At 41.2% G+C, this 21,469-nt stretch carries 36 protein-coding genes; all 36 read left to right on the forward strand.

Translation table 11 applies throughout. From position 1 onward, the window contains the following. The first annotated feature begins 28 nt into the window (after positions 1–28). The 36 genes from tuf to ACDF53_RS05485 all read left to right on the forward strand — a co-directional run bounded on the left by tuf (position 29) and on the right by ACDF53_RS05485 (position 21,469). Complete coding sequence (tuf, locus tag ACDF53_RS05310; RefSeq protein ID WP_039968974.1) at positions 29–1,216, forward strand: elongation factor Tu; 1,188 nt, start codon at positions 29–31, stop codon at positions 1,214–1,216. 180 nt (positions 1,217–1,396) lie between these two features. Beyond that, positions 1,397–1,708 carry a 30S ribosomal protein S10 gene (gene rpsJ / locus ACDF53_RS05315; protein WP_004695100.1) on the forward strand — a complete coding sequence of 104 codons (312 nt, stop codon included), beginning with the start codon at positions 1,397–1,399 and terminating at the stop codon, positions 1,706–1,708. Between the two features lie 12 nt (positions 1,709–1,720). Continuing rightward, positions 1,721–2,362 carry a 50S ribosomal protein L3 gene (gene rplC, locus ACDF53_RS05320; RefSeq protein ID WP_004695102.1) on the forward strand — a complete coding sequence of 214 codons (642 nt, stop codon included), beginning with the start codon at positions 1,721–1,723 and terminating at the stop codon, positions 2,360–2,362. Between the two features lie 26 nt (positions 2,363–2,388). Next, entirely contained in the window at positions 2,389–3,012 is a 624-nt protein-coding gene (gene rplD / locus ACDF53_RS05325) for a 50S ribosomal protein L4 (RefSeq protein WP_005377066.1), read from the forward strand. Beyond that, entirely contained in the window at positions 3,012–3,296 is a 285-nt protein-coding gene (gene rplW, locus ACDF53_RS05330) for a 50S ribosomal protein L23 (protein WP_004695108.1), read from the forward strand. The genes rplD and rplW overlap by 1 nt, the downstream gene beginning before the upstream one ends. A 26-nt stretch (positions 3,297–3,322) precedes the next feature. Continuing rightward, positions 3,323–4,153 carry a 50S ribosomal protein L2 gene (gene rplB, locus ACDF53_RS05335; RefSeq protein ID WP_005385496.1) on the forward strand — a complete coding sequence of 277 codons (831 nt, stop codon included), beginning with the start codon at positions 3,323–3,325 and terminating at the stop codon, positions 4,151–4,153. A 23-nt stretch (positions 4,154–4,176) separates the two neighbouring features. Continuing rightward, positions 4,177–4,458, forward strand: coding sequence for a 30S ribosomal protein S19 (gene rpsS, locus ACDF53_RS05340; protein ID WP_005385498.1), 282 nt, complete (start codon positions 4,177–4,179; stop codon positions 4,456–4,458). A gap of 13 nt (positions 4,459–4,471) precedes the next feature. Next, a complete protein-coding gene (gene rplV / locus ACDF53_RS05345) occupies positions 4,472–4,807 on the forward strand; it encodes a 50S ribosomal protein L22 (RefSeq protein ID WP_004695112.1) in 336 nt (111 codons plus the stop codon). Positions 4,808–4,823: 16 nt separating this feature from the next. Further along, a complete protein-coding gene (gene rpsC, locus ACDF53_RS05350) occupies positions 4,824–5,489 on the forward strand; it encodes a 30S ribosomal protein S3 (RefSeq protein ID WP_105084923.1) in 666 nt (221 codons plus the stop codon). Further along, positions 5,489–5,926: a 50S ribosomal protein L16 gene (gene rplP / locus ACDF53_RS05355; RefSeq protein ID WP_004695114.1), complete on the forward strand. Its 438-nt coding sequence runs from the start codon at positions 5,489–5,491 to the stop codon at positions 5,924–5,926. Before rpsC ends, rplP begins: the two co-directional genes overlap by 1 nt. Beyond that, entirely contained in the window at positions 5,916–6,119 is a 204-nt protein-coding gene (gene rpmC, locus ACDF53_RS05360) for a 50S ribosomal protein L29 (protein ID WP_004695115.1), read from the forward strand. The genes rplP and rpmC overlap by 11 nt, the downstream gene beginning before the upstream one ends. A 39-nt stretch (positions 6,120–6,158) precedes the next feature. Then, positions 6,159–6,419 (forward strand): 30S ribosomal protein S17, encoded by a 261-nt coding sequence (gene rpsQ / locus ACDF53_RS05365; protein ID WP_005385504.1) that lies wholly within the window; start codon positions 6,159–6,161, stop codon positions 6,417–6,419. A gap of 24 nt (positions 6,420–6,443) precedes the next feature. After that, entirely contained in the window at positions 6,444–6,812 is a 369-nt protein-coding gene (gene rplN / locus ACDF53_RS05370) for a 50S ribosomal protein L14 (protein WP_004695117.1), read from the forward strand. A gap of 18 nt (positions 6,813–6,830) precedes the next feature. Then, entirely contained in the window at positions 6,831–7,151 is a 321-nt protein-coding gene (gene rplX, locus ACDF53_RS05375) for a 50S ribosomal protein L24 (protein ID WP_005385506.1), read from the forward strand. 23 nt (positions 7,152–7,174) lie between these two features. After that, entirely contained in the window at positions 7,175–7,714 is a 540-nt protein-coding gene (rplE, locus tag ACDF53_RS05380) for a 50S ribosomal protein L5 (protein ID WP_314357409.1), read from the forward strand. A 16-nt stretch (positions 7,715–7,730) separates the two neighbouring features. Further along, complete coding sequence (gene rpsN, locus ACDF53_RS05385; protein WP_005377140.1) at positions 7,731–8,000, forward strand: 30S ribosomal protein S14; 270 nt, start codon at positions 7,731–7,733, stop codon at positions 7,998–8,000. A gap of 27 nt (positions 8,001–8,027) precedes the next feature. Next, entirely contained in the window at positions 8,028–8,414 is a 387-nt protein-coding gene (gene rpsH / locus ACDF53_RS05390) for a 30S ribosomal protein S8 (protein ID WP_004695128.1), read from the forward strand. A gap of 24 nt (positions 8,415–8,438) precedes the next feature. Beyond that, positions 8,439–8,984 carry a 50S ribosomal protein L6 gene (gene rplF, locus ACDF53_RS05395; protein ID WP_295782855.1) on the forward strand — a complete coding sequence of 182 codons (546 nt, stop codon included), beginning with the start codon at positions 8,439–8,441 and terminating at the stop codon, positions 8,982–8,984. Positions 8,985–9,001: 17 nt separating this feature from the next. Continuing rightward, a complete protein-coding gene (gene rplR, locus ACDF53_RS05400; protein ID WP_005385510.1) occupies positions 9,002–9,382 on the forward strand; it encodes a 50S ribosomal protein L18 in 381 nt (126 codons plus the stop codon). Positions 9,383–9,400: 18 nt separating this feature from the next. Then, entirely contained in the window at positions 9,401–9,904 is a 504-nt protein-coding gene (rpsE, locus tag ACDF53_RS05405) for a 30S ribosomal protein S5 (RefSeq protein ID WP_004695136.1), read from the forward strand. Positions 9,905–9,918: 14 nt separating this feature from the next. Beyond that, positions 9,919–10,098 (forward strand): 50S ribosomal protein L30, encoded by a 180-nt coding sequence (rpmD, locus tag ACDF53_RS05410; protein WP_004695138.1) that lies wholly within the window; start codon positions 9,919–9,921, stop codon positions 10,096–10,098. 22 nt (positions 10,099–10,120) lie between these two features. Further along, positions 10,121–10,564: a 50S ribosomal protein L15 gene (gene rplO / locus ACDF53_RS05415; RefSeq protein ID WP_060923780.1), complete on the forward strand. Its 444-nt coding sequence runs from the start codon at positions 10,121–10,123 to the stop codon at positions 10,562–10,564. Position 10,565: 1 nt separating this feature from the next. Continuing rightward, on the forward strand, positions 10,566–11,828 hold the full coding sequence (secY, locus tag ACDF53_RS05420; RefSeq protein WP_039968988.1) for a preprotein translocase subunit SecY: 1,263 nt from the start codon (positions 10,566–10,568) through the stop codon (positions 11,826–11,828). A 12-nt stretch (positions 11,829–11,840) separates the two neighbouring features. Next, complete coding sequence (locus ACDF53_RS05425; RefSeq protein WP_005385513.1) at positions 11,841–12,404, forward strand: adenylate kinase; 564 nt, start codon at positions 11,841–11,843, stop codon at positions 12,402–12,404. A 3-nt stretch (positions 12,405–12,407) separates the two neighbouring features. Next, a complete protein-coding gene (gene map, locus ACDF53_RS05430) occupies positions 12,408–13,178 on the forward strand; it encodes a type I methionyl aminopeptidase (protein ID WP_005385514.1) in 771 nt (256 codons plus the stop codon). Positions 13,179–13,201: 23 nt separating this feature from the next. Continuing rightward, positions 13,202–13,420 (forward strand): translation initiation factor IF-1, encoded by a 219-nt coding sequence (gene infA, locus ACDF53_RS05435; protein WP_004695147.1) that lies wholly within the window; start codon positions 13,202–13,204, stop codon positions 13,418–13,420. 26 nt (positions 13,421–13,446) lie between these two features. Then, positions 13,447–13,560: a 50S ribosomal protein L36 gene (gene rpmJ / locus ACDF53_RS05440; protein WP_004695148.1), complete on the forward strand. Its 114-nt coding sequence runs from the start codon at positions 13,447–13,449 to the stop codon at positions 13,558–13,560. A gap of 23 nt (positions 13,561–13,583) precedes the next feature. Continuing rightward, positions 13,584–13,952: a 30S ribosomal protein S13 gene (rpsM, locus tag ACDF53_RS05445; protein WP_004695149.1), complete on the forward strand. Its 369-nt coding sequence runs from the start codon at positions 13,584–13,586 to the stop codon at positions 13,950–13,952. A 19-nt stretch (positions 13,953–13,971) separates the two neighbouring features. Continuing rightward, positions 13,972–14,361 carry a 30S ribosomal protein S11 gene (rpsK, locus tag ACDF53_RS05450; protein ID WP_004695151.1) on the forward strand — a complete coding sequence of 130 codons (390 nt, stop codon included), beginning with the start codon at positions 13,972–13,974 and terminating at the stop codon, positions 14,359–14,361. A gap of 71 nt (positions 14,362–14,432) precedes the next feature. Beyond that, complete coding sequence (locus ACDF53_RS05455; protein WP_303930891.1) at positions 14,433–15,437, forward strand: DNA-directed RNA polymerase subunit alpha; 1,005 nt, start codon at positions 14,433–14,435, stop codon at positions 15,435–15,437. Positions 15,438–15,449: 12 nt separating this feature from the next. Then, positions 15,450–15,785: a 50S ribosomal protein L17 gene (gene rplQ / locus ACDF53_RS05460; protein ID WP_004695155.1), complete on the forward strand. Its 336-nt coding sequence runs from the start codon at positions 15,450–15,452 to the stop codon at positions 15,783–15,785. Positions 15,786–16,067: 282 nt separating this feature from the next. Beyond that, entirely contained in the window at positions 16,068–17,012 is a 945-nt protein-coding gene (locus ACDF53_RS05465) for an energy-coupling factor transporter ATPase (protein ID WP_370815676.1), read from the forward strand. Beyond that, entirely contained in the window at positions 17,012–17,872 is an 861-nt protein-coding gene (locus ACDF53_RS05470) for an energy-coupling factor transporter ATPase (protein ID WP_296005979.1), read from the forward strand. Before ACDF53_RS05465 ends, ACDF53_RS05470 begins: the two co-directional genes overlap by 1 nt. Then, positions 17,862–18,665 (forward strand): energy-coupling factor transporter transmembrane protein EcfT, encoded by an 804-nt coding sequence (locus ACDF53_RS05475; RefSeq protein ID WP_370815677.1) that lies wholly within the window; start codon positions 17,862–17,864, stop codon positions 18,663–18,665. The genes ACDF53_RS05470 and ACDF53_RS05475 overlap by 11 nt, the downstream gene beginning before the upstream one ends. Further along, a complete protein-coding gene (truA, locus tag ACDF53_RS05480) occupies positions 18,662–19,447 on the forward strand; it encodes a tRNA pseudouridine(38-40) synthase TruA (protein WP_370815678.1) in 786 nt (261 codons plus the stop codon). The genes ACDF53_RS05475 and truA overlap by 4 nt, the downstream gene beginning before the upstream one ends. Before the next feature lie 270 nt (positions 19,448–19,717). Next, entirely contained in the window at positions 19,718–21,469 is a 1,752-nt protein-coding gene (locus ACDF53_RS05485) for a 2-oxoacid:acceptor oxidoreductase subunit alpha (protein WP_295782839.1), read from the forward strand.

Genomic DNA, 21,469 nt, shown 5'->3' on the forward strand with positions numbered 1-21,469 from the left:
TACTATTTTCCTCGGAGGATAATTTAAAATGGCAAAAGAAAAATTTGAACGTACGAAACCGCATGTTAACATCGGTACAATCGGTCACGTTGACCATGGTAAAACTACTTTGACAGCTGCAATCACTAAAGTATTGGCTGAAAAAGGTCAAGCTGAATTCCAAGATTACAGCAACATCGATAAAGCTCCAGAAGAACGTGAACGTGGTATCACAATCAACACTGCACACGTTGAGTATGAAACTGCTAACCGTCACTATGCACACGTTGACTGCCCAGGCCATGCTGACTATGTTAAAAACATGATCACTGGTGCGGCTCAAATGGACGGCGCTATCTTGGTATGTTCCGCAGCTGACGGCCCTATGCCTCAAACTCGCGAACACATCTTGTTGGCTCGCCAAGTTGGTGTTCCTGCAATCGTAGTATTCTTGAACAAAGCTGACATGGTTGACGACGAAGAATTGATCGAATTAGTAGAAATGGAAGTTCGTGAACTTCTTTCTTCCTACGAATTCCCTGGCGACGAAGTGCCTATCGTTGTAGGTTCCGCTTTGAAAGCTTTGGAAGGCGACGCTCAATATGTAGCTAAAATCGACGAATTGATGGACGCTGTAGATTCCTACATCCCAACTCCAGTTCGTGATACTGACAAACCTTTCTTGATGCCTGTGGAAGACGTATTCACAATCACTGGTCGTGGTACAGTAGCAACTGGCCGTGTTGAACGTGGTCAAGTAAATGTAGGCGACACAGTAGAAGTAGTAGGCTTGAAAGAAAAAGCTGAACAATACGTAGTAACTGGTCTTGAAATGTTCCGCAAAACTTTGGACTCTGCAGTAGCAGGTGACAACGTAGGTGCATTGCTTCGTGGTGTTGACCGTAAAGACATCGAACGTGGTCAAGTATTGGCTAAACCAGGTTCCATCAACCCACACACAAAATTCAAAGCAGAAGTATACGTATTGACTAAAGAAGAAGGTGGCCGTCATACTCCATTCTTCTCCAACTACCGTCCACAATTCTACTTCCGTACAACAGACGTAACAGGTGTTGTAAACCTTCCTGAAGGTGTAGAAATGTGTATGCCTGGCGATAACGTAACAATGGATATCGAATTGATCACTCCAATCGCTATCGAAGAAGGTCTTCGTTTCGCGATCCGCGAAGGTGGCCATACAGTAGGCGCTGGCGTTGTAACTGAAATCGAAGGTTAATTTAACCTTTTATGCTCATCGTAGTGATGCGTTGAGCACAATACATGCAGCATTCAGAGCGGCAGTAATGCCGCTCTAGTGTTGTGTTTTTAAACTATGAAGTAGAAGGTTGCCTCTGCGGAGGAGAATTTCTATGGAGCAGCCCATTCACGAAATGGACGACAGGAGGAATTATTAATAATGGCTAAACAGCAAAAAATCCGTATTCGCCTTAAGGCATACGACCACAAAGCTCTCGATCAAAGCGCTGCTAAGATCGTAGACACTGCAAAAAGAAATGGCGCTATGGTATCTGGTCCGATTCCATTGCCAACAGAAAAGAATATCTTCACAATTCTTCGTTCTGTACACGTAAACAAAGATTCTCGTGAACAATTCGAAATGCGTACACATAAACGCTTAATCGATATTCTTGAACCAAATTCGAAAACAGTAGATGCTATCACTCGTTTAGATTTACCAGCTGGTGTATCTATTGAAATAAAACTATAAGGAGGTGCGATAATGTCTAAAGCTATTTTGGGTAAAAAATTAGGAATGACTCAAGTCTTCACAGCTGAAGGCCAATTAGTTCCTGTAACAGTAGTGGAAACTACCCCAAGCGTTGTAGTGCGCGTTAAGACTGTTGAAACAGACGGCTACGAAGCAGTACAAATTGGTTACGGTTCCATTAAAGAAAAACATTTAACAAAACCTGTAAAAGGTCAGTTCGACAAAGCTGGCGTAGCTCCAGTTAAATATCTTCGCGAAGTTCGCGTAGCTAATGCAGCTGACTACACAGTAGGCCAAACTCTGGCAGCTGATATCTTCGCAGAAGGTGAATTGGTGGACGTAGTGGGTACAGGTAAAGGTAAGGGTTTTGCTGGCACAATTAAACGCCATAACTTCTCCCGTGGTCCTGAAACTCATGGTTCCAAATCTCACCGTGAACCTGGTTCCATCGGTCCTATGATCTCCGGTGGCGGCGGTAAGGTATACAAAGGTAAAAAACTCCCTGGACAAATGGGTGGTTACAGAGTTACCGTACAACGCTTATCCGTTGTGAAAGTTGATGCTGAACGTAACCTTTTATTGGTTAAAGGTGGTATCCCAGGCGCTAAAGGTAGCTTGGTTATGGTTCGCAACACGGTTAAACCTGTTAAATAATCATTTGTCGAAAGGAGGATTATGTAATGCCTACAGTAGCAACATATAATCAATCCGGCGTTAAAGTCGGTGAAATACAGTTAAACGATGCAGTATTCGGCGTTGAAGTTAACGAAGCCGTAATGCATCAAGCCGTAGTTCGTCAATTGTCTAACGAACGTCTCGGCACACATGCAACAAAAACTAGAGGTATGGTTCGTGGCGGTGGCCGCAAACCTTGGAAACAAAAAGGTACTGGCCGTGCTCGTTCCGGTTCCAGCCGTTCCCCAATTTGGATCGGTGGCGGTACTACATTTGGTCCACAACCTCGCAGCTATTACAAAGCTATGCCTCGTAAGGCTAGACGTTTAGCAGTTAAATCTGCTCTTAGCGATAAAGTGAATAATAGCGAATTATACGTTTTGGAAGAAATCACATTAGCAGCTCCTAAAACTAAAGAAGTGTTGAACATTATCAATAGCTTCAACGTTGGTGATGCAAAAGTATTGTTCATCACTGAAGGTGATGTAAATGTTGAACGTTCCGCTCGCAACATCCAAGGTGTTAAAGCATTGGCTTGCGAAGGTATGAACATTTTCGATCTTCTTCATTACGATAAGCTCTTCATTACTAAAGGTGCTGTCGCAAAAATCGAGGAGGTACTTGGATAATGCAATTACATGATGTACTAATCCGCCCGGTTATTACCGAAAAATCCACTATGCTTATGGAAGAAGGCAAATACACTTTCCGTGTGCCTTTGACTGCAAATAAAGTGCAAATCCGTCAAGCAGTTGAAAAAATCTTCAATGTAAAAGTAGAAAAAGTAGCTACTATTCGCGTTTTAGGCAAAACTAAACGCATGGGTCGTACACAAGGTAAACGCAGCGATTACAAAAAAGCTATCGTTACTTTGAAAGCTGGCGAATCCATTGAATTCTTTGAAGGTGTCTAAGAGTCTAGTTGTAAGGAGGCCCACTAATGGCAATTAAATCATTTAAACCGTACTCCGCTGGTCGCCGGTTTATGACAGTATCCGCCTTCGACGAAATCACAGCAAGCAAACCAGAAAAATCTTTGCTCGCTAAGATTTCCCAAAAAGGTGGTCGTAACAATACTGGTAAAATGACAGTTCGTCACCAAGGTGGCGGTCATAAACGTCAATATCGTATTATTGACTTCAAACGTACTAAAGATAATATTCCAGCTAAAGTAGCAACAATCGAGTATGATCCTAACCGTTCTTCTCGTATCGCTTTGCTTAACTACGCTGATGGTGAAAAACGCTACATTTTAGCTCCTAACGGTCTAAAAGTTGGTGACGTTGTATTCTCCGGTCCTGAGTCCGATATTAAACCTGGTAACTGCTTACCATTGGCTAATATTCCAGACGGTACACAAATCCACAATATCGAATTGAAAATCGGTAAAGGTGGCCAAATCGTTCGTTCCGCTGGTACATCTGCTCAATTGATGGGTAAAGATAATGGCTACGCTATTCTTCGTTTACCATCTGGTGAAATGCGTCGTGTTCGTCAAGAGTGCCGTGCAACAGTAGGTGTTGTTGGTAACGCTGACCACAGCAACCTTGTAATTGGTAAAGCTGGTCGTCATCGTTGGATGGGCGTTCGCCCTGGCAACCGTGGTGTTGTAATGAACCCTTGTGACCATCCACATGGTGGTGGTGAAGGTAAATCTCCTGTTGGTCGTAAACATCCTGTTACACCTTGGGGCAAACCAGCACATGGTGTTAAAACTCGCGACAAGAAAAAAGCTTCTAACAGCTTAATCATTAAACGTCGTACAAAATAGGATAAAGGAAAGGAGATAAAATAGTGTCCAGATCTATTAAAAAAGGCCCTTTCGTAGCAGATCATTTGCTTAAGAAAGTTGAAGCTTTAAACGAAACTAACGAAAAGAAAGTTGTAAAAACCTGGTCCCGTGCCTCTACTATTATCCCAAGTTTTGTAGGCCACACAATTGCTGTGCATGATGGTCGCAAACATGTACCTGTATTCATTACAGAAGATATGGTAGGTCATAAATTAGGTGAGTTCGCTCCTACACGTACTTATAAAGGTCATGGTAAGGACGAAAAATCTACAGGCAAAAAATAGGAGGAAATAATACATGGAAGCAAAAGCAATCGCTAGACATATCCGAATCGCGCCTCGTAAAATCCGTATCGTTGCAGATTTAGTGCGCGGTAAAAACATCGGCGAAGCATTTGCCATCTTGAAGTTCACTCCGAAAGTTGGCGCTGATGTAGTAGAAAAAGTTATGCGTTCTGCAATCGCAAACGCTGAACATAATTTCGATATGAATGTTGACAATCTTTACGTATCCGAGATCTTCGTTGATCAAGGCCCTACATTAAAACGCATTCATCCTCGTTCCCGTGGTCAAGCTTTCAAAATTTTGAAACGCACTAGCCATGTAACAGTAGTAGTTAAAGAAAGAGCTTAAGAAGGAGGGAAACAGAGTGGGTCAAAAAGTTAATCCACACGGTTTGCGTGTCGGTATCGTAAAAGATTGGGACGCAAAATGGTATGCAGATAAAGATTTCGCTGCTAATCTTCATGAAGACGTAAAAATTCGTAACTTCTTGAAAGAAACCCTTTTCATTGCTGGTATTTCCCGCATTGAAATCGAGCGTACAAATAAACGTATTAAATTGACTATCCACACTGCAAAACCAGGTATGGTTATCGGTCGTGGTGGTGCTGGTATCGAAGATATCAAAAAAGCAATGACTCGTTTCACTGATAAACAAGTGGACGTTAACATTGCAGAAATTAAACAAGCAGACATGGATGCAATCTTGGTTGCAGAAAACATTGCTAGCCAATTGGAACGCCGTATCGGTTTCCGTCGTGCAATGAAACAAGCTGTAGGTCGTACAATGCGCTTAGGTGCAAAAGGTATTAAAATCATGGTAAGCGGTCGTCTTGGCGGCGCTGAAATCGCTCGTAGCGAATCCTACCGTGAAGGTTCTATTCCTTTGCATACACTTCGTGCAGACATCGACTACGGTACTGCTGAAGCTCATACAACATATGGTTGTATCGGCATTAAAGTATGGATTTACAAAGGTGAAGTTTTGCCAGAAGCAAAACAACCTGCTAAGAAGGAAGAAGGTGGCAAGTAATGCTTATTCCAAAGCGCGTAAAACATCGTAAGCAATTCCGCGGCCGTATGAAAGGTCGTGCTATGCGCGGTAATACAGTGTCTCATGGTGAGTTCGGCTTGGTAGCATGCGAACCATCTTGGATCACTAACCGTCAAATCGAAGCTGCCCGTATTGCTATGACTCGTTATATCAAACGTGGTGGTAAAGTATGGATTAAAATTTTCCCTGACAAACCAATCACAGCTAAACCAGCTGGTACTCGTATGGGTTCCGGTAAAGGTTCTCCTGAATACTGGGTAGCAGTAGTTAAACCAGGTCGTGTAATGTTTGAAATGGACGGTGTGCCAGAAGCTACAGCTCGTGAAGCTATGCGTCTTGCAAGCCATAAACTTCCAATCAAATGCAAATTTGTTGTTAAGGGTAAAGAATTGGGTGGTGACGTAAATGAAGGTTAATGACATTCGCAATATGAGCGCTGCCGAAATGGAACAAAAAGTTTCCGGTCTTAAGGAAGAGTTATTTAACCTCCGTTTTCAGCTTGCAACAGGTCAATTAGAAAATCCTATGCGCATTCGTGAAGTTAAGAAGACAATCGCTCGTATTAAAACTGTACAACGTGAAGTTGAACTTAAATCTGAAAACGCATAATAACAGATTTGTTAAAGGTTGAAAAGGAGGCTTAAAATCGTGGCAGAAGAAAGAAACGTACGTAAAGTCCGCGTAGGTAAAGTTGTAAGCGACAAAATGAATAAAACTGTTGTTGTTGCTGTAGAACGTAAAGTACCTCACGCATTATATAACAAGCCAATGGTTAGCACTAAACGCTTCAAAGCTCATGATGAAAACAATGAGTGCCAAATTGGTGATACAGTTAAAATTGTAGAAACTCGTCCACTTTCTAAAGATAAATGTTGGAGAGTTGTTGAAATTCTTGAAAGACAAAAATAAGAGTGATGTAAGGAGGAATAGACGATGATCCAGCAACAAACAATTTTGAATGTTGCCGACAACACTGGTGCAAAACGTATTATGTGTATCCAAGTCATGGGCGGTTCTTATCGCAAATTCGGCAATATCGGTGACGTAATCGTTGCTTCTGTAAAAGATGCATCACCCGGTGGCGTTGTCAAGAAAGGCGACGTAGTCAAAGCTGTTATTGTTCGTTCTAAAAAAGGTATCCGCCGTCAAGACGGTTCCTATATCCGTTTCGATGAAAACGCAGCAGTAGTTATTAAAGATGACAAGACCCCTCGTGGTACTCGTATCTTTGGACCTGTAGCTAGAGAGCTTCGTGAAAAAGACTTCATGAAAATCGTTTCTTTGGCTCCAGAAGTATTATAAGAAGGAGGAACGCAGCATATGGCTAAACTACAAATCAAAAAAGGCGATACAGTTGTTGTTATCTCCGGTAAAGATAAAGGTAAGCAAGGTACAGTAATTGCAACTGAACCTAAAAAAGAACGCGTATTTGTTGAAGGCGTTAACACTGTAAAACGTCATACAAAACCTTCTCAAGCTAACCCACAAGGCGGCATCGTTACTAAAGAAGCTGGTATCCATGTTTCTAACGTAATGATCGTTGACCCAGAAACTAAAACAGCTACTCGTATCAAAAAAGTTGAAGGCAAAGACGGTAAATTCGTTCGCGCTACAGTTAAATCTGGTACAGTACTTAAATAATCAGGAAAGGAGGAGCTAAATAAATGTCTCGTTTATTTGAACAATATAACTCTGAAATTAAAAAGAGTATGCAAGAAAAATTCCAATACGGCAACGTTATGGAAATCCCTAAATTGGAAAAAATCGTTATCAACATCGGCGTTGGTGATGCAGTAGGCAATGCAAAAGCATTGGAAGCAGCAGTTAATGATTTGACTATCATTGCTGGTCAAAAACCTGTAATCACAAAAGCTAAAAAATCCATTGCGAACTTCAAAGTTCGTGAAGGCATGGCGTTGGGTACAAAAGTTACTCTTCGTGGCGAACGCATGTATGAATTCCTCGATAAATTGATCAATGCGGCATTACCTCGTGTACGTGACTTCCGCGGTATCAGCGCAACAGCATTTGATGGCCGTGGTAACTACGCTTTGGGTCTTAAAGAACAGCTCATCTTCCCTGAGATCGAATATGATCAAGTAGAACGTGTTACTGGTATGGATATCATCGTAGTAACAACTGCTAAAACAGATGAAGAAGCTCGTGAATTGTTGACTCAATTCGGTATGCCTTTTGAAAAATAATAGGAGGAACATATAGATGGCTAAAAAATCTATGATTGAACGCGAAAAGAAACGCGCTAAAATCGTTGAAAAATATGCAGCTAAACGTGCAGCGTTAAAAGCAGCAGGTGATTATGAAGGCTTGTCCAAATTACCAGCAAACGCATCCCCAACACGCTTACACAACCGTTGCAACTTAACTGGTCGTCCTCACGGCTATATGCGCAAATTCGGTATCAGCCGTATTGCGTTCCGTGAATTGGCGTACAAAGGACAAATTCCTGGTGTTAAAAAAGCCAGCTGGTAATATTAGACGAGAGGAGGTTTTTAGATTATGGTAATGACCGATCCTATCGCGGATATGCTTACGCGCATCCGTAATGCAAATGCTGCACTTCATGAAACGGTAAACATTCCTGCATCTAGAATGAAAGCAGCTGTTCTTGACATCCTTTTACAAGAAGGTTTCGTAAAGAACGTAGAAAAAGAAGAAAACACTTTAAAAGTAACTTTGAAATATGGTTCCAATAACGAAAAAGTTATTACAGGAATTAAACGTATTTCCAAACCTGGTTTACGTGTTTACGCGAAAAAGGAAGAACTTCCTCGTGTACTTGGTGGTTTGGGTATCGCAGTTATTTCTACATCCAAAGGCGTTATGAGCGACAAACAAGCTCGTAAAGAAGGTCTTGGTGGCGAAGTAATCGCATACGTTTGGTAATAGTAGCAATAGGAGGTAGAAATAATGTCACGTATCGGTAGAATGCCTATCGAGATCCCTGCAGGCGTTACTGTTACATATGATAACCATCATATGAACGTAAAAGGTCCTAAAGGTGAATTATCTCGCGATTTGCATCCAGATATGAATATCACTGTTGAAGGTAACACAATTACAGTAGCTCGTCCTTCCGACAATAAAGCTCATCGTTCCCTTCACGGTTTGACTCGCGCTCTTGTTGCTAATATGGTAACAGGCGTATCTGAAGGATTCACAAAAACTCTTGAAATCAACGGTGTTGGTTACAGAGCGGCTAAACAAGGCAATAAATTAGTTCTTACACTTGGCTTCTCTCATCCAGTAGAAATGGAAGCTCCAGCTGGTATTACAATTGAAGTTCCAGCTCCTAACAAAATCGTTGTTTCTGGTGCAGACAAAGAAGTTGTAGGCGCAGTAGCAGCTGATATCCGTAAATGGAGAAAACCTGAACCTTACAAAGGTAAAGGTATCCGCTATGAAGGCGAAGTTGTTCGTCGCAAAGCTGGTAAAGCTGGTGCAAAAGGTAAATAGTAATATCATCTATATGAATGAAAGGAGTGAATATCTTGCCTCGTAAATCTAGTAGAAATATCGCTCGAGCAAAACGTCATCTTCGTATTCGCCGTCACATCTCTGGTACGGCAACTTGCCCACGTTTGAACGTTTACCGTTCTTTGAGCAACATTTACGCACAAGTAATCGATGACGTAGCAGGTACAACTTTGGTTGCTGCTAGCTCTTTAGATAAAGATTTGAACTTATCCTATGGTGGTAACGTAGCTGCTGCTAAAGCTGTTGGTGAAGCAGTTGCTAAAAAAGCTATCGCTAAAGGCATTGACACTGTAGTGTTTGACCGTGGTGGTTACATTTACCACGGCCGCGTAGCAGCCCTTGCAGAAGGTGCTCGTGAAGCAGGCTTAAAATTCTAAGAAGGAGGAACTATAGACATGGCGAGAATTGACTACACCAGTCTTGATCTTAAAGAAAGAGTAGTATTCATCAACCGCGTAGCCAAAGTAGTTAAAGGCGGTCGTCGTTTTTCCTTCAGCGCTCTTGTAGTTGTTGGTGATGGCAACGGTTATGTAGGCGTTGGCTTAGGTAAAGCAGCGGAAGTACCAGAAGCAATTCGCAAAGGTATCGATGATGCTAAGAAAAATATTGTAAACGTAGCAATTAAAAATGGTACAATCCCTCACAGCGTAACAGGCGTATTCGGCGCAGGCCGCGTATTCTTGAAACCAGCTGCTGAAGGTACTGGCGTTATCGCTGGTGGCCCTGTTCGTGCCGTATTGGAATTAGTAGGTGTTCGTAACATCTTGACTAAATCTTTGGGCTCTTCTAACCCTAACAATATGGTTCGCGCTACAATCGAAGGTTTGAAAGATTTGAAACGCGCTAGCGAAGTTGCTGAACTTCGTGGTAAAACCGTTGAAGAAATTTATAACGCGTAATAAGGAGACAAGAAATGGCACAAGTTAAAGTAACATTAACAAGAAGCTTAATCGGTCGTCCTGAAGATCAACGCGCGACAGTTAAAGCTTTGGGCTTGAAAAAAACTAATTCTCAAGTTGTAAAAGAAGTAACACCTCAAATCGAAGGTATGCTTCACAAAGTTAGACATTTAGTAAAAGTTGAAGAAGTTTAATACTGATAAGGAGGTGCACTGAATGAAACTTCATGAATTACAACCAGCTGCTGGTTCCAAAAAAGCTCGTACTCGTGTAGGCCGTGGTTTAGGTTCTGGCTTGGGTAAAACATCTGGTCGTGGTCAAAAAGGTCAAAACTCCCGTTCTGGCGGTGGCGTTCGCTCCGGTTTTGAAGGCGGCCAAATGCCTCTTTATCGTCGTTTACCAAAACGTGGTTTCAACAACGTTTTTGCTAAACAATATGCTGAAGTTAACGTAGAACAATTGAACCGTTTTGAAGACGGTGCAACAGTTGATCCAGTAGCTCTTATTGAAGCTGGCATTTTGAAAAATGTACGCGATGGCATTCGTATTTTAGGTAACGGTACATTGGAAACTAAAAACTTAACAGTTATCGCTAATGGCTTCACTAAATCTGCTGAAGAAAAAATTACAGCAGCAGGCGGAAAAGTAGAGGTGATCTAGGGTGCTAGATAGCCTCTCGAACATCTTTAAGATTACCGAATTACGTAATAAGATTCTTTACACATTAATGATGTTTGCCATCTTTAGAGCTGGTATCCACATTCCTGTTCCAGGCGTTGATGCGTCTGTTATCGAATCCTTGTTTACATCCGGTAACCTATTCGGTCTATTAGACTTGTTTGCTGGTGGTGCGCTTAGTAAGTTCTCTATCTTTGCAATGAGTATTACACCTTACATCAATGCTTCCATCATCATGCAACTGCTTCAGTCTGTAGTTCCTCAGTTTGAAGCATGGAGTAAAGATGGTGAAGACGGGCGTAAGAAAATAGCGAAGGTAACTCGTTATGGCACCGTAGTCCTCGGCTTTGTACAAGCCGCAGGCATGGCATTTGCTCTTAGAGCAAACAACGCTTTGGTAAATAATGATTTCCTTAGTGTATTCGTTGTGGCCATCATCCTAACAGCAGGCACATGCTTGTTGATGTGGATTGGTGAACAAATCACAGCATATGGTATAGGTAATGGTATTTCCTTGATCATCTTTGCTGGTATCGTAGCTCGATTACCAGATGGTTTAGAAACTATTTATCAATATATCCAAAACGGAACAATCAATATGTTCCAAGCATTCTTATTTGCTGTAATTGCTCTTGCGATGATTGCTGTCGTAGTTGCAGTTACACAAGGCCAACGTCGTATTCCGATTCAATATGCTAAACGCGTAGTAGGTCGTAAAATGTACGGTGGTCACTCTACATTCTTGCCGTTGAAAGTTAATCAGGCAGGTGTAATCCCAATTATCTTTGCGTCATCTGTGTTGATGTTCCCTGTGACAATTGCGCAATTTATTGACAATGAATATGTTCATAAAATTGCAGATCTCTTTACATGGGGTACGCCGTTACAAACGGCATTGTATGCATTATTGATTTTTATCTTTACGTATTTCTATACTGCAATCTCTATCAACATTACAGATATGGCAGATAATATGAAAAAATACGGTGGTTTTATCCCAGGTATTCGTGCGGGTAAACCAACTGCTGATTATGTGGATAACGTGATGACCAAGATCACTTTGGCTGGCGCTGTATTCTTAGCTGTCGTTGCTATTATACCGAATTTCCTCGGTAGTATTACCGGCGTCCAAGGCGTATACTTTGGTGGTACGGCTCTCCTTATCGTTGTAGGTGTAGCACTTGATACAATGCAACAAATTGAGTCGCTCATGGTAACACGCCACTATAAAGGCTTTGTGAAATAGGAGGGAAACAATATGTATATTCTATTAATGGGACCTCCTGGTGCTGGTAAAGGCACTCAGGCAGCTCGACTTATTGAAAAATACGGTATTCCCCAAATTTCAACAGGTGATATGTTCCGCGCTGCGATTAAGAACGAAACACCTCTTGGAGTTGAGGCTAAGAAATACATCGATGCTGGTCAATTGGTACCTGACAGTGTAACTGTTGGTATCGTACGTGATCGCTTGGTGAAAGATGACTGCAAATCTGGATTTATTCTTGATGGATTCCCAAGAACAACAGCGCAAGCTGTGTCCTTGGATGCAATCCTTAAAGAATTAGGAATTTCTTTGGACGCTGTACTTAACTTAAATGTTCCTTCCGAGGAATTAGTTAAACGTATTAGCGAACGAGCTGTTCTAGAAAATCGTGCTGATGATAACCCTGAAACAGTACAGAAACGTCTAGCTGTGTACGAAGAATCTACTAAACCTTTAATTGATTACTACCGCAACAGCGGCTTATATGAAGAAATTAATGGTTTACAAGATGTAGACGCAGTATTTGCTGACATCATTAAGGCTTTGGAGAAATAATCCATGATTATTTTGAAATCGCCCCATGAAATTGAATGTATCCGCAAGGCAAGTAAGCTTACAGCAGACACGTTGTCCTTGTTAGTAGAAAAGGCTAAACCTGGCATCACGACGCTTGAGTTAGATACAATTGCCGAAGAATATATTCGCAGCCACGGTGGTATACCAAGTTGTAAAGGGTACTATGGATTCCCTGCTACAATCTGTGCTTCTATCAATGATGAAGTTGTTCATGGTATTCCGAGCGCTAAGCGTAAGCTTAAAAACGGTGATGTCCTCAGTATTGATCTTGTATCATCTATTGATGGATATCACGGCGATTCGGCTGTGACGATTCCTATCGGTCACGTCAAACCAGATGTGATGAAATTGTTAAAAGTTACAGAAGAAAGTCTGTTCAAGGGAATTGAACAAGTGAAAGTTGGCAACCGTATCGGTGCTATCGGTCACGCTGTTCAAACGTATTGTGAGAAACATGGTTACGGCGTCGTTCGCGACTTCGTAGGTCATGGTTTAGGCCGCGAAATGCATGAAGATCCGCAAATACCAAACTATGGTAGTCCTGATCAAGGACCTTTAATGAAACCAGGTATGGTATTGTGTATTGAACCGATGATTACAATGGGTAGTTATCGTGTTCATGTATTAGGGGATGACTGGACAGCAGTTACCGTAGATGGTAAACCTGCTGCTCATTTCGAACATACAGTGGTTGTTACAGAAAACGGCCCTGAAATATTAACCATGCGTGATGAACCGCGGTTAATTAAATAAAACAGGTAACCGGAGGAAAAGATATGTCAAAAGAAGACGTTATTGAGGTGGAAGGTACGGTAGTTGAGGCTTTACCGAATGCCATGTTCCAAGTTGAATTGGAAAATGGTCATATCGTATTGGCTCATGTGTCAGGTAAAATGCGTATGAATTTTATCCGTATTCTTCCTGGTGATAAAGTTACTATGGAACTGACACCGTATGACTTAAATCGTGGTCGCATCACCTATCGCTTCAAATAAGCATAGGGTCCACAAAGGAGGTACTAATGAAGGTTCAACCATCAGTTAAAAAGATATGCGAAAAATGTAAAATCATTAAACGCAAAGGCCGTGTAATGGTTATTTGCGAAAATCCAAAACATAAACAAAAACAAGGATAATCTGATAGGAGGTGGATGATTAGATGGCACGTATCGCCGGTGTAGATTTACCTCGTGATAAACGAGTGGAAATTGGTTTAACTTATATTTATGGTATTGGTCCAACTTTAGCATCTGAAATCATTGCTAAAACTGGCATCAATCCTGACACACGTGTTCGTGATCTTTCTGAAGATGAAGTAGCGAAAATCCGTGAATTGTTAGATGCTGATTACAAAGTTGAAGGTGACCTTCGTCGTGAAGAAGCTCTTAACATTAAACGCTTAATTGAAATCAACTCCTATCGAGGCAAACGTCATCGTATGGGTTTACCACTTCGTGGTCAACGTACTAAAACGAATGCACGTACTCGCAAAGGTCCTAGAAAAGCAATTGCTGGTAAAAAGAAATAAGATAAAGGAGGGATAAAGCGTGGCTAAAAAAGTTGTTAGAACTAAAAGAAAAGAAAAGAAACATATTGAATCCGGTGCGGCTCATATTCGTTCTACATTCAATAACACTATCGTAACTTTGACAGATACAAACGGTAATGCGTTGTCTTGGGCTTCCGCTGGTGGCTTGGGCTTCCGTGGTTCTCGTAAATCCACTCCATTCGCTGCTCAAATGGCTGCTGAACAAGCTGCTAAAGCTGCAATGGAACATGGTCTTCGCACTGTTGAAGTATTCGTAAAAGGTCCTGGATCCGGCCGTGAAGCTGCAATCCGTGCTTTACAAGCTGCAGGTCTTGAAGTTACTTCCATTAAAGACGTAACTCCAATTCCTCACAATGGTTGTCGCCCTCCAAAACGCCGTCGTGTATAATTAATAGCGGCCGATTTGATACGGTGCTATAATTAAACTATGAACGTGTGTTGTATAGGAGGATGTTCCTGATGAGCGAAGAAAAGAAACTTAAAATCGAGAAGGTGGACATCGCCGAAGGCGGTCGCTATGGTAAGTTCGTATGTGAACCATTAGACCGTGGTTATGGTATCACTCTCGGTAATAGCTTACGCAGAATTTTGCTTTCATCCTTGGATGGGGCAGCTATCACCTCTATCAAAATTGATGGAGTTCTTCATGAATTCTCTACTATTCCTGGTATTCGCGAAGACGTTACGGATATCATCCTTAACTTAAAGCAATTGTGCATCAAAGTTGAAGAAGATGTGCAACTACCATTGGAAGTTCACTTTGACTTCCAAAAGGATGGTGTATTGACAGCTGCTGACTTAGCTGAGCAATTCCCACCAGAAGTGGAAGTATTGAATCCTGAACTAGTGATTGCGACTATGGATGAGACAGCTCATTTCGTAATGGACGTAGTGATTGAACGTGGCAAAGGTTACGTTCCTTCTACGAAGAATAAAAAAGACACAGATGTAATCGGTTGTATTCCAATCGATTCCATCTTCTCTCCAATTCTTCGTGCCAAATACGAAGTGAGTGATGTTCGTGTAGGCAATGAAATGGACTTTGACAAACTTACATTAGAAGTTTGGACTGATGGTTCCATTACTGCTGCTGATGCAGTGGCAAAATCTGCTGCCATTATGATTGGTTATTTAGGGAACTTCACTAAATTAGCGCACTCTGCAGATGTTGTAGATGTAAACACAGGTGAAGGCGGTATCGTTGTTGATCCAGTAGGTTCTGATAATGAAGAACCAGCTGTAGATGACGGCCCAGCAAAGATTTCCATCGATGAGTTGGAACTCTCTGTTCGTGCGTATAACTGCTTGAAACGTGCTGGCATTAATACAATTGCAGATTTGCTAGACAAAACCATTGATGACTTAGGAAAAGTTCGCAATTTAGGCAAAAAATCCATCGATGAAATTGAAGAAAAACTCAACAATCATCCAGGTGGTTTTCAACTTAAACAAAAAGGCGAATAAGGAGGAAGACGAATGTACAGAAAATTAGGCCGCGACAGCTCCGCTCGTAAAGCGTTGTTCCGTAGCATGTTAACATCTTTCTTCCAATATGAGCGTATTGAAACTACAGAAGCTAAAGCGAAAGAACTTCGCTCTTTAGCTGATCAAATGGTAACTTTGGCTAAACGTGGTGATCTTCATGCACGTCGCCAAGTTCTTGCATACCTCATGGATGAAAGCGTAGTAAAAAAATTGTTTGATACAATTGCTCCAAAATATGCAGACCGTCAAGGTGGTTACACTCGTGTAATCAAAACTGGTCTTCGCAAAGGTGACGCTGCACCTTTGGCTATTATCGAGTTAGTTTAATCAAACTCATACGGTGTTGTAACTTATGTTGCAGCACCGTTTTTTTATTGTCAATTTTATGGTACAATCGATGAGTATAATATCGTAATATATTAGCAGTTATCGTAAATATTAAATGTCTATTGTTAACCTTTTACAGAATACCTTAGATACTATTTCATTCTATGTGTATGAACAGGACATATTATATTGATGCTAGTAGGCTCAATATGGGAATGATTGATTTGTAAATGGTTCTACTTTTATAGAAACGAAATTGACTAGAAAGATATGAGGTTATCCATGAATGAAAAAGACATTATGATTGAGGTCAATCATATGAGTCATATCTATACCGATGAAAATGGCAATGATGTACATGCATTAAATGATGTAAATTTATCTATTAAGCGCGGTGAGTTTGTTTGTATCATCGGTACGAATGGTAGTGGTAAAAGTACACTAGCTAAGCATTTCAACGTGTTATTACAACCTAGTGAAGGTCATATCAATGTATGTGGCTATGATACGCGTGATGAAGCGCATATTTGGGATATACGCCAACATGTGGGCATGGTATTCCAAAACCCTGATAATCAAATTGTGGCAGCTGTCGTAGAAGAGGACGTTGCCTTTGGTCCAGAAAACTTAGGTATTCCTAGCGCAGAAATTAGAAAACGTGTCGATGCAGCGTTAGAGGCTGTAAATATGACTGAATATAGAGAACATGGTCCTCATTTGTTGTCTGGTGGCCAAAAGCAACGTATTGCCATTGCCGGCGTACTTGCAATGAAACCAGATTGCATCGTCCTTGATGAGCCAACAGCTATGCTAGACCCTAAAGGTCGTCGTGAAGTGCTTGAAACAGTTCATAAACTCAATAAAGAAGAAGGTATCACTATCGTGTACATTACACACTTTATGGAGGAAGCTGTTACGGCTGACCGTGTGGTGGTAATGAAAAATGGCGTGAAGTTACATGATGGTACTCCTCGTGAGATTTTTAGCCATGTAGATACCTTAAAAGGCCTTGGCCTCGATGTACCTGTGGCGTCTGAAATTGCTTTCAAATTGAATGAAAAAGGTTATGAAGTAGGTAAGAGTATCATCAACAATGAAGAATTAGCAGAAGGTCTAAAACATTCTAAATTGGCTGATCAATTACTAAGTGAACATAAAGGTGCTAATACGATTAGTTCTCCTATCAATGAAAATTCAGATGTAGTAAGCGGGGAGGGCGTACACTAATGGCGATTGTATTAGATAATATTACCTATACCTATGGTGTAGGTACTCCATTTGAAAAAACGGCTCTTCATGGTGTATCTCTTACTGTTGAAAACGGTGAGTTTTTAGGCATTATTGGTCATACTGGGTCTGGTAAATCTACCTTTGTACAACATTTGAATGGCTTATTACATCCTACAACAGGAACCGTTACCGTTAATGGTGTAGATATTAGCGCTTCTACAGAGGAAGCTAAGAAGATGCGTCATAAGGTAGGCATGGTGTTCCAATATCCAGAACATCAATTATTCGAAGAAACCATTGCCGAAGATATTGCATTTGGTCCTAAAAACTTAGGCCTTAGCGCAGATGAAGTGGATGAACGCGTACGTGATGCCATGAAATTTGTAGGTCTTGACTATGACACTTATGCAGAGCGTTCTCCATTCCACCTATCTGGTGGTCAAATGCGTCGCGTTGCCATTGCTGGTGTAGTGGCGATGGATCCAGACTTCCTAGTTCTTGATGAGCCATCTGCAGGCCTTGACCCATTTGGTCGTGAAGAAATCTTTGAAGAAATTATTCGTCTTCATAAAGAAAAGGGGATTACAGTAATCCTTGTATCTCACAATATGGAAGATATTTCGCGCATGGCATCTCGCCTTGTAGTCCTTGATAAAGGTCGCATCGTTCTCGATGGAGAGCCGATGGATATCTTTAATAATCATCGCGATGAATTACAGGCTGTTGGTGTAGACGTACCACCAGTATCTGTCACTATGGAGTATTTGCGTGAACAGGGACTAGATGTGTCTAATCGTGTATTATCTGTAGATGATGCAGTACAAGCCATTCTAGAAGGAGGTAGCCATGTTAAATAATATTACTATAGGGCAATACTTCCCAGGAAACTCCTTCTTACATCGCATGGATCCTCGCGCAAAGATTATTGCTACCACAATATTCGTAGTAGCTATCTTCCTAGCGAACTCTCCTCTTGCGTATGGCTTAGTAGGGGCATTTACAATCTTTGCTATGTTGCTATCACGATTGCCATTACGCTTGATGTGGTCTGCTATTAAACCTCTTTGGATTATCATCGTATTTACCATGGGTATTCATATCTTTACAACACCAGGTAATACAATCTTCCAATGGTGGATTATTAATATTACAGATCAAGGCTTGGCTATGGGTCTACAAATGGCGGCGCGATTAATCTTTTTAATCTTGTTCTCCTCCCTATTGACCTATACAACATCACCAATTCGTTTGACCGATGGTATTGAACATTTGCTCAATCCATTCCGTTGTATTGGTGTGCCAGCTCACGAATTAGCAATGATGATGACCATTGCATTGCGATTTATTCCTACACTACTAGATGAGACAGATCGTATTATGAAAGCTCAATCTGCTCGTGGTGCAGACTTTGTGACAGGCTCTATCATTCAACGTGCTAAAAACATGGTGCCTCTCTTAGTACCATTATTTATTAGTGCTTTCAGACGCGCTGATGAATTAGCTATTGCCATGGAGGCTCGCTGTTATAGAGGCGGTGTGAATCGTACGCGCATGAAAGAACTACAAGTTACCTATGTAGATTATATCGGTGTAGGAGCTGTCATTTTAGTTACCATTGTACTCATCCTTTTATGGTGGCTTGATCTATGAGAAATATACGGATTATAGTCGCTTATGATGGCACTGACTTAGCAGGCTATCAAAAGCAACCTGACGATAAGGGCTTAACGGTGCAAGGTTGTTTAGAATATGGATTGTCAAAAATTTGTAATGAACCAATTCAAATCTACGGCGCTTCTAGGACAGATGCAGGGGTACATGCGAAGTTTCAAGTCTGTACATTCCAAACATCTGGAGCTATACCGGCAGAAAATATTCCTCGCGCTATGATTGCTCATATTCCAAAGGATATAGTTGTTCTTGAGGCGATGGAAATACCCCTCGATTGGAAGCCGCGATGGAATATATATGGTAAAGAGTATGTATATACTATCCATAATCAACTCATCGCGAATCCACTGACAAAACGATACCACTGGCACGTTAAGAAACCTCTTAATATCGAGCTCATGCAGGCTGCCGGTAATGAACTGTTGGGCACGCATGACTTTACTACCTTAAAGGGAACGAATTCAACGCCTGCTGATCCTGTAAAGACTATCATGGGCATCCATGTAGAGGCCGAAGGCCCTCTTGTTACTATTTCAGTAGTGGGCAATGGGTTCCTATATCACATGGTTCGCAATATTGCAGGATTACTTGTCGATGTAGGGCTGGGAAGACGCAAGGTAGAGGATATTAAGGGCTATTTAGCGGCTAAAGATCGCCGTGTTATAGGCAAAACAGCGCCAGCCCAAGGTTTGTGCTTAGAGGAAATCTTCTTTACCGAAGAACGGCAGCAAGAGGTATTACAGAATAAATATTCTATATAATTTTGTATAGACTACATTCTCCTATAATTTATTTAAAACGATAACCATTAATACTAAAAGGATACTACTTAGCATGTAGTATCCTTTTCTCTTATAATTTTTAGTTATAATGCCTTAATTTATACCTATTATTATGTGAAATGATACATTGTAAACCCAAAATATACATGATACAATGACGATATAGACAGGTTCGTACTATAAAACATTAACATAGTAAGGTAGACTCTTGTCAGCAGTGTAATTTTTATCCTAAGGAGGGTGAATCTCTTGCAAAAACGTAAAGATTTTATCTGGAAAATGGGCGGCCAACAAGGTGAAGGTATTGAGAGTTGTGGCGAAATCATGGCGACAATCCTCGCTAAAGAAGGTTATTCCTTGTATAGCCAACGTTTGTTTGCATCTCGTATCAAAGGTGGTCATACTACATTCGCATTGCGCGTTGCATTAGAACAAGTTATGTCCATTGGTGAAGGCGTAGACTTCTTGCTTTCTCTTGATCAAGAAACAGTTGATATGCATGGTTCCGAAGTTCGCGATGGCGGTTACATCATTTGTGACAGCAAAGTAAATCCTGACTTCTCTAAATTTGAAGGTACAAAGGTTAATTGCTTGTCCTTGCCAATTTCTGAAACAGCAATGAAACAAGGTTCCATGTTGATGCGTAACATCGTTGCACTTGGTATGTCTGTTGCACTTCTTGGTTTTGATACTAAGATGTTCAAAGATGCGATTGCTGCTAAATTTGCGAAAAAATCCCAAGAAATCGTGGATAAAAACTTGGCTGCTTTTGACGATGGTCATAGCCTTGTAATGGAAAAATTAGGCGATGTTGAAATCGATACATTGCCAGCTCCTGGTAAGAAAGATCAAATGTTCTTATTAGGTAATGAAGCATGTGCTTTAGGTGCTATCGCAGCGGGTTCCCGTTTCATGGCATCTTATCCTATTACTCCAGCATCTGAAGTAATGGAATATATGATTAAAAACATGGATAAATTGGGTGCTACAATCGTTCAAACAGAGGACGAAATCGCAGCATGCATGACAGCTATGGGCGGCGTATACGCAGGTGTTCGTGGCTTCACATGTACTTCTGGCCCTGGTCTTTCCTTGATGGCTGAATCCTTATCCATGGCTTCCATGGCTGAATTGCCAATGGTTGTTATCGACGTTCAACGTTCCGGCCCATCCACAGGTATGGCTACAAAGGTTGAACAATCCGATATTGATGCGGCTTGCTACAATGCACATGGCGATTACGCTGGTATCGTAATTTCTCCAACATCTATCGAAGAATGCTTCTATGAAATTCAAAAAGCATTCAACTTGGCAGAAATGTACCAATGCCCAGTTATCTTCATGCCTGACTTACAACAAGGTTTGAATAAACAATCTGTTCCTTCCTTCGACTTGAACCGTGTGCCTATTAACCGCGGTAAAATGATGAAAGAAGCTGACCTTCCTGAATTGGAACAACCTCATTATTTCAAACGCTTTGAATTGACTGAAGATGGCATTTCTCCTCGTACAATTCCTGGCATGAAAAATGGTCTATTCCTTTCTACAGGTCTTGAACATAATGAAGAAGGTAAACCAGCAGAAGCGCCTACAATGCACGTAGCGCAAACTGATAAACGTTTCCGCAAATTGGAAACTGTAGCTGATAACTATGAACCATTCTTGAATAATGCTAAATACGACGAAGCAGATGTACTCGTTGTAGGTATGGCTTCCAGCCGTGGTGCTATCGAAGAAGCAGTTGCTGAATTCGATCAAGAAGGCGTTAAAGTTAACCATTTACAATTGCGCTTGATTAAACCATTCCCAGCAAAACAATTACAACCATTCATGGATGCTGCGAAAAAAGTGGTTATCGTTGAACACAATGCAACAGGCCAATTGACTAACTTATTTAAAATCAACATGCATAAGAAATCTAAAATTTCCAGCTGCTTGAAATACGATGGTAATCCATTCACAAAAAGTTATGTGAAAAATGCTATTAAGGAGGTCCTATAA

Source organism: Veillonella sp. (genome assembly GCF_041333735.1).
Classification (GTDB): Bacteria; Bacillota; Negativicutes; order Veillonellales; family Veillonellaceae; genus Veillonella.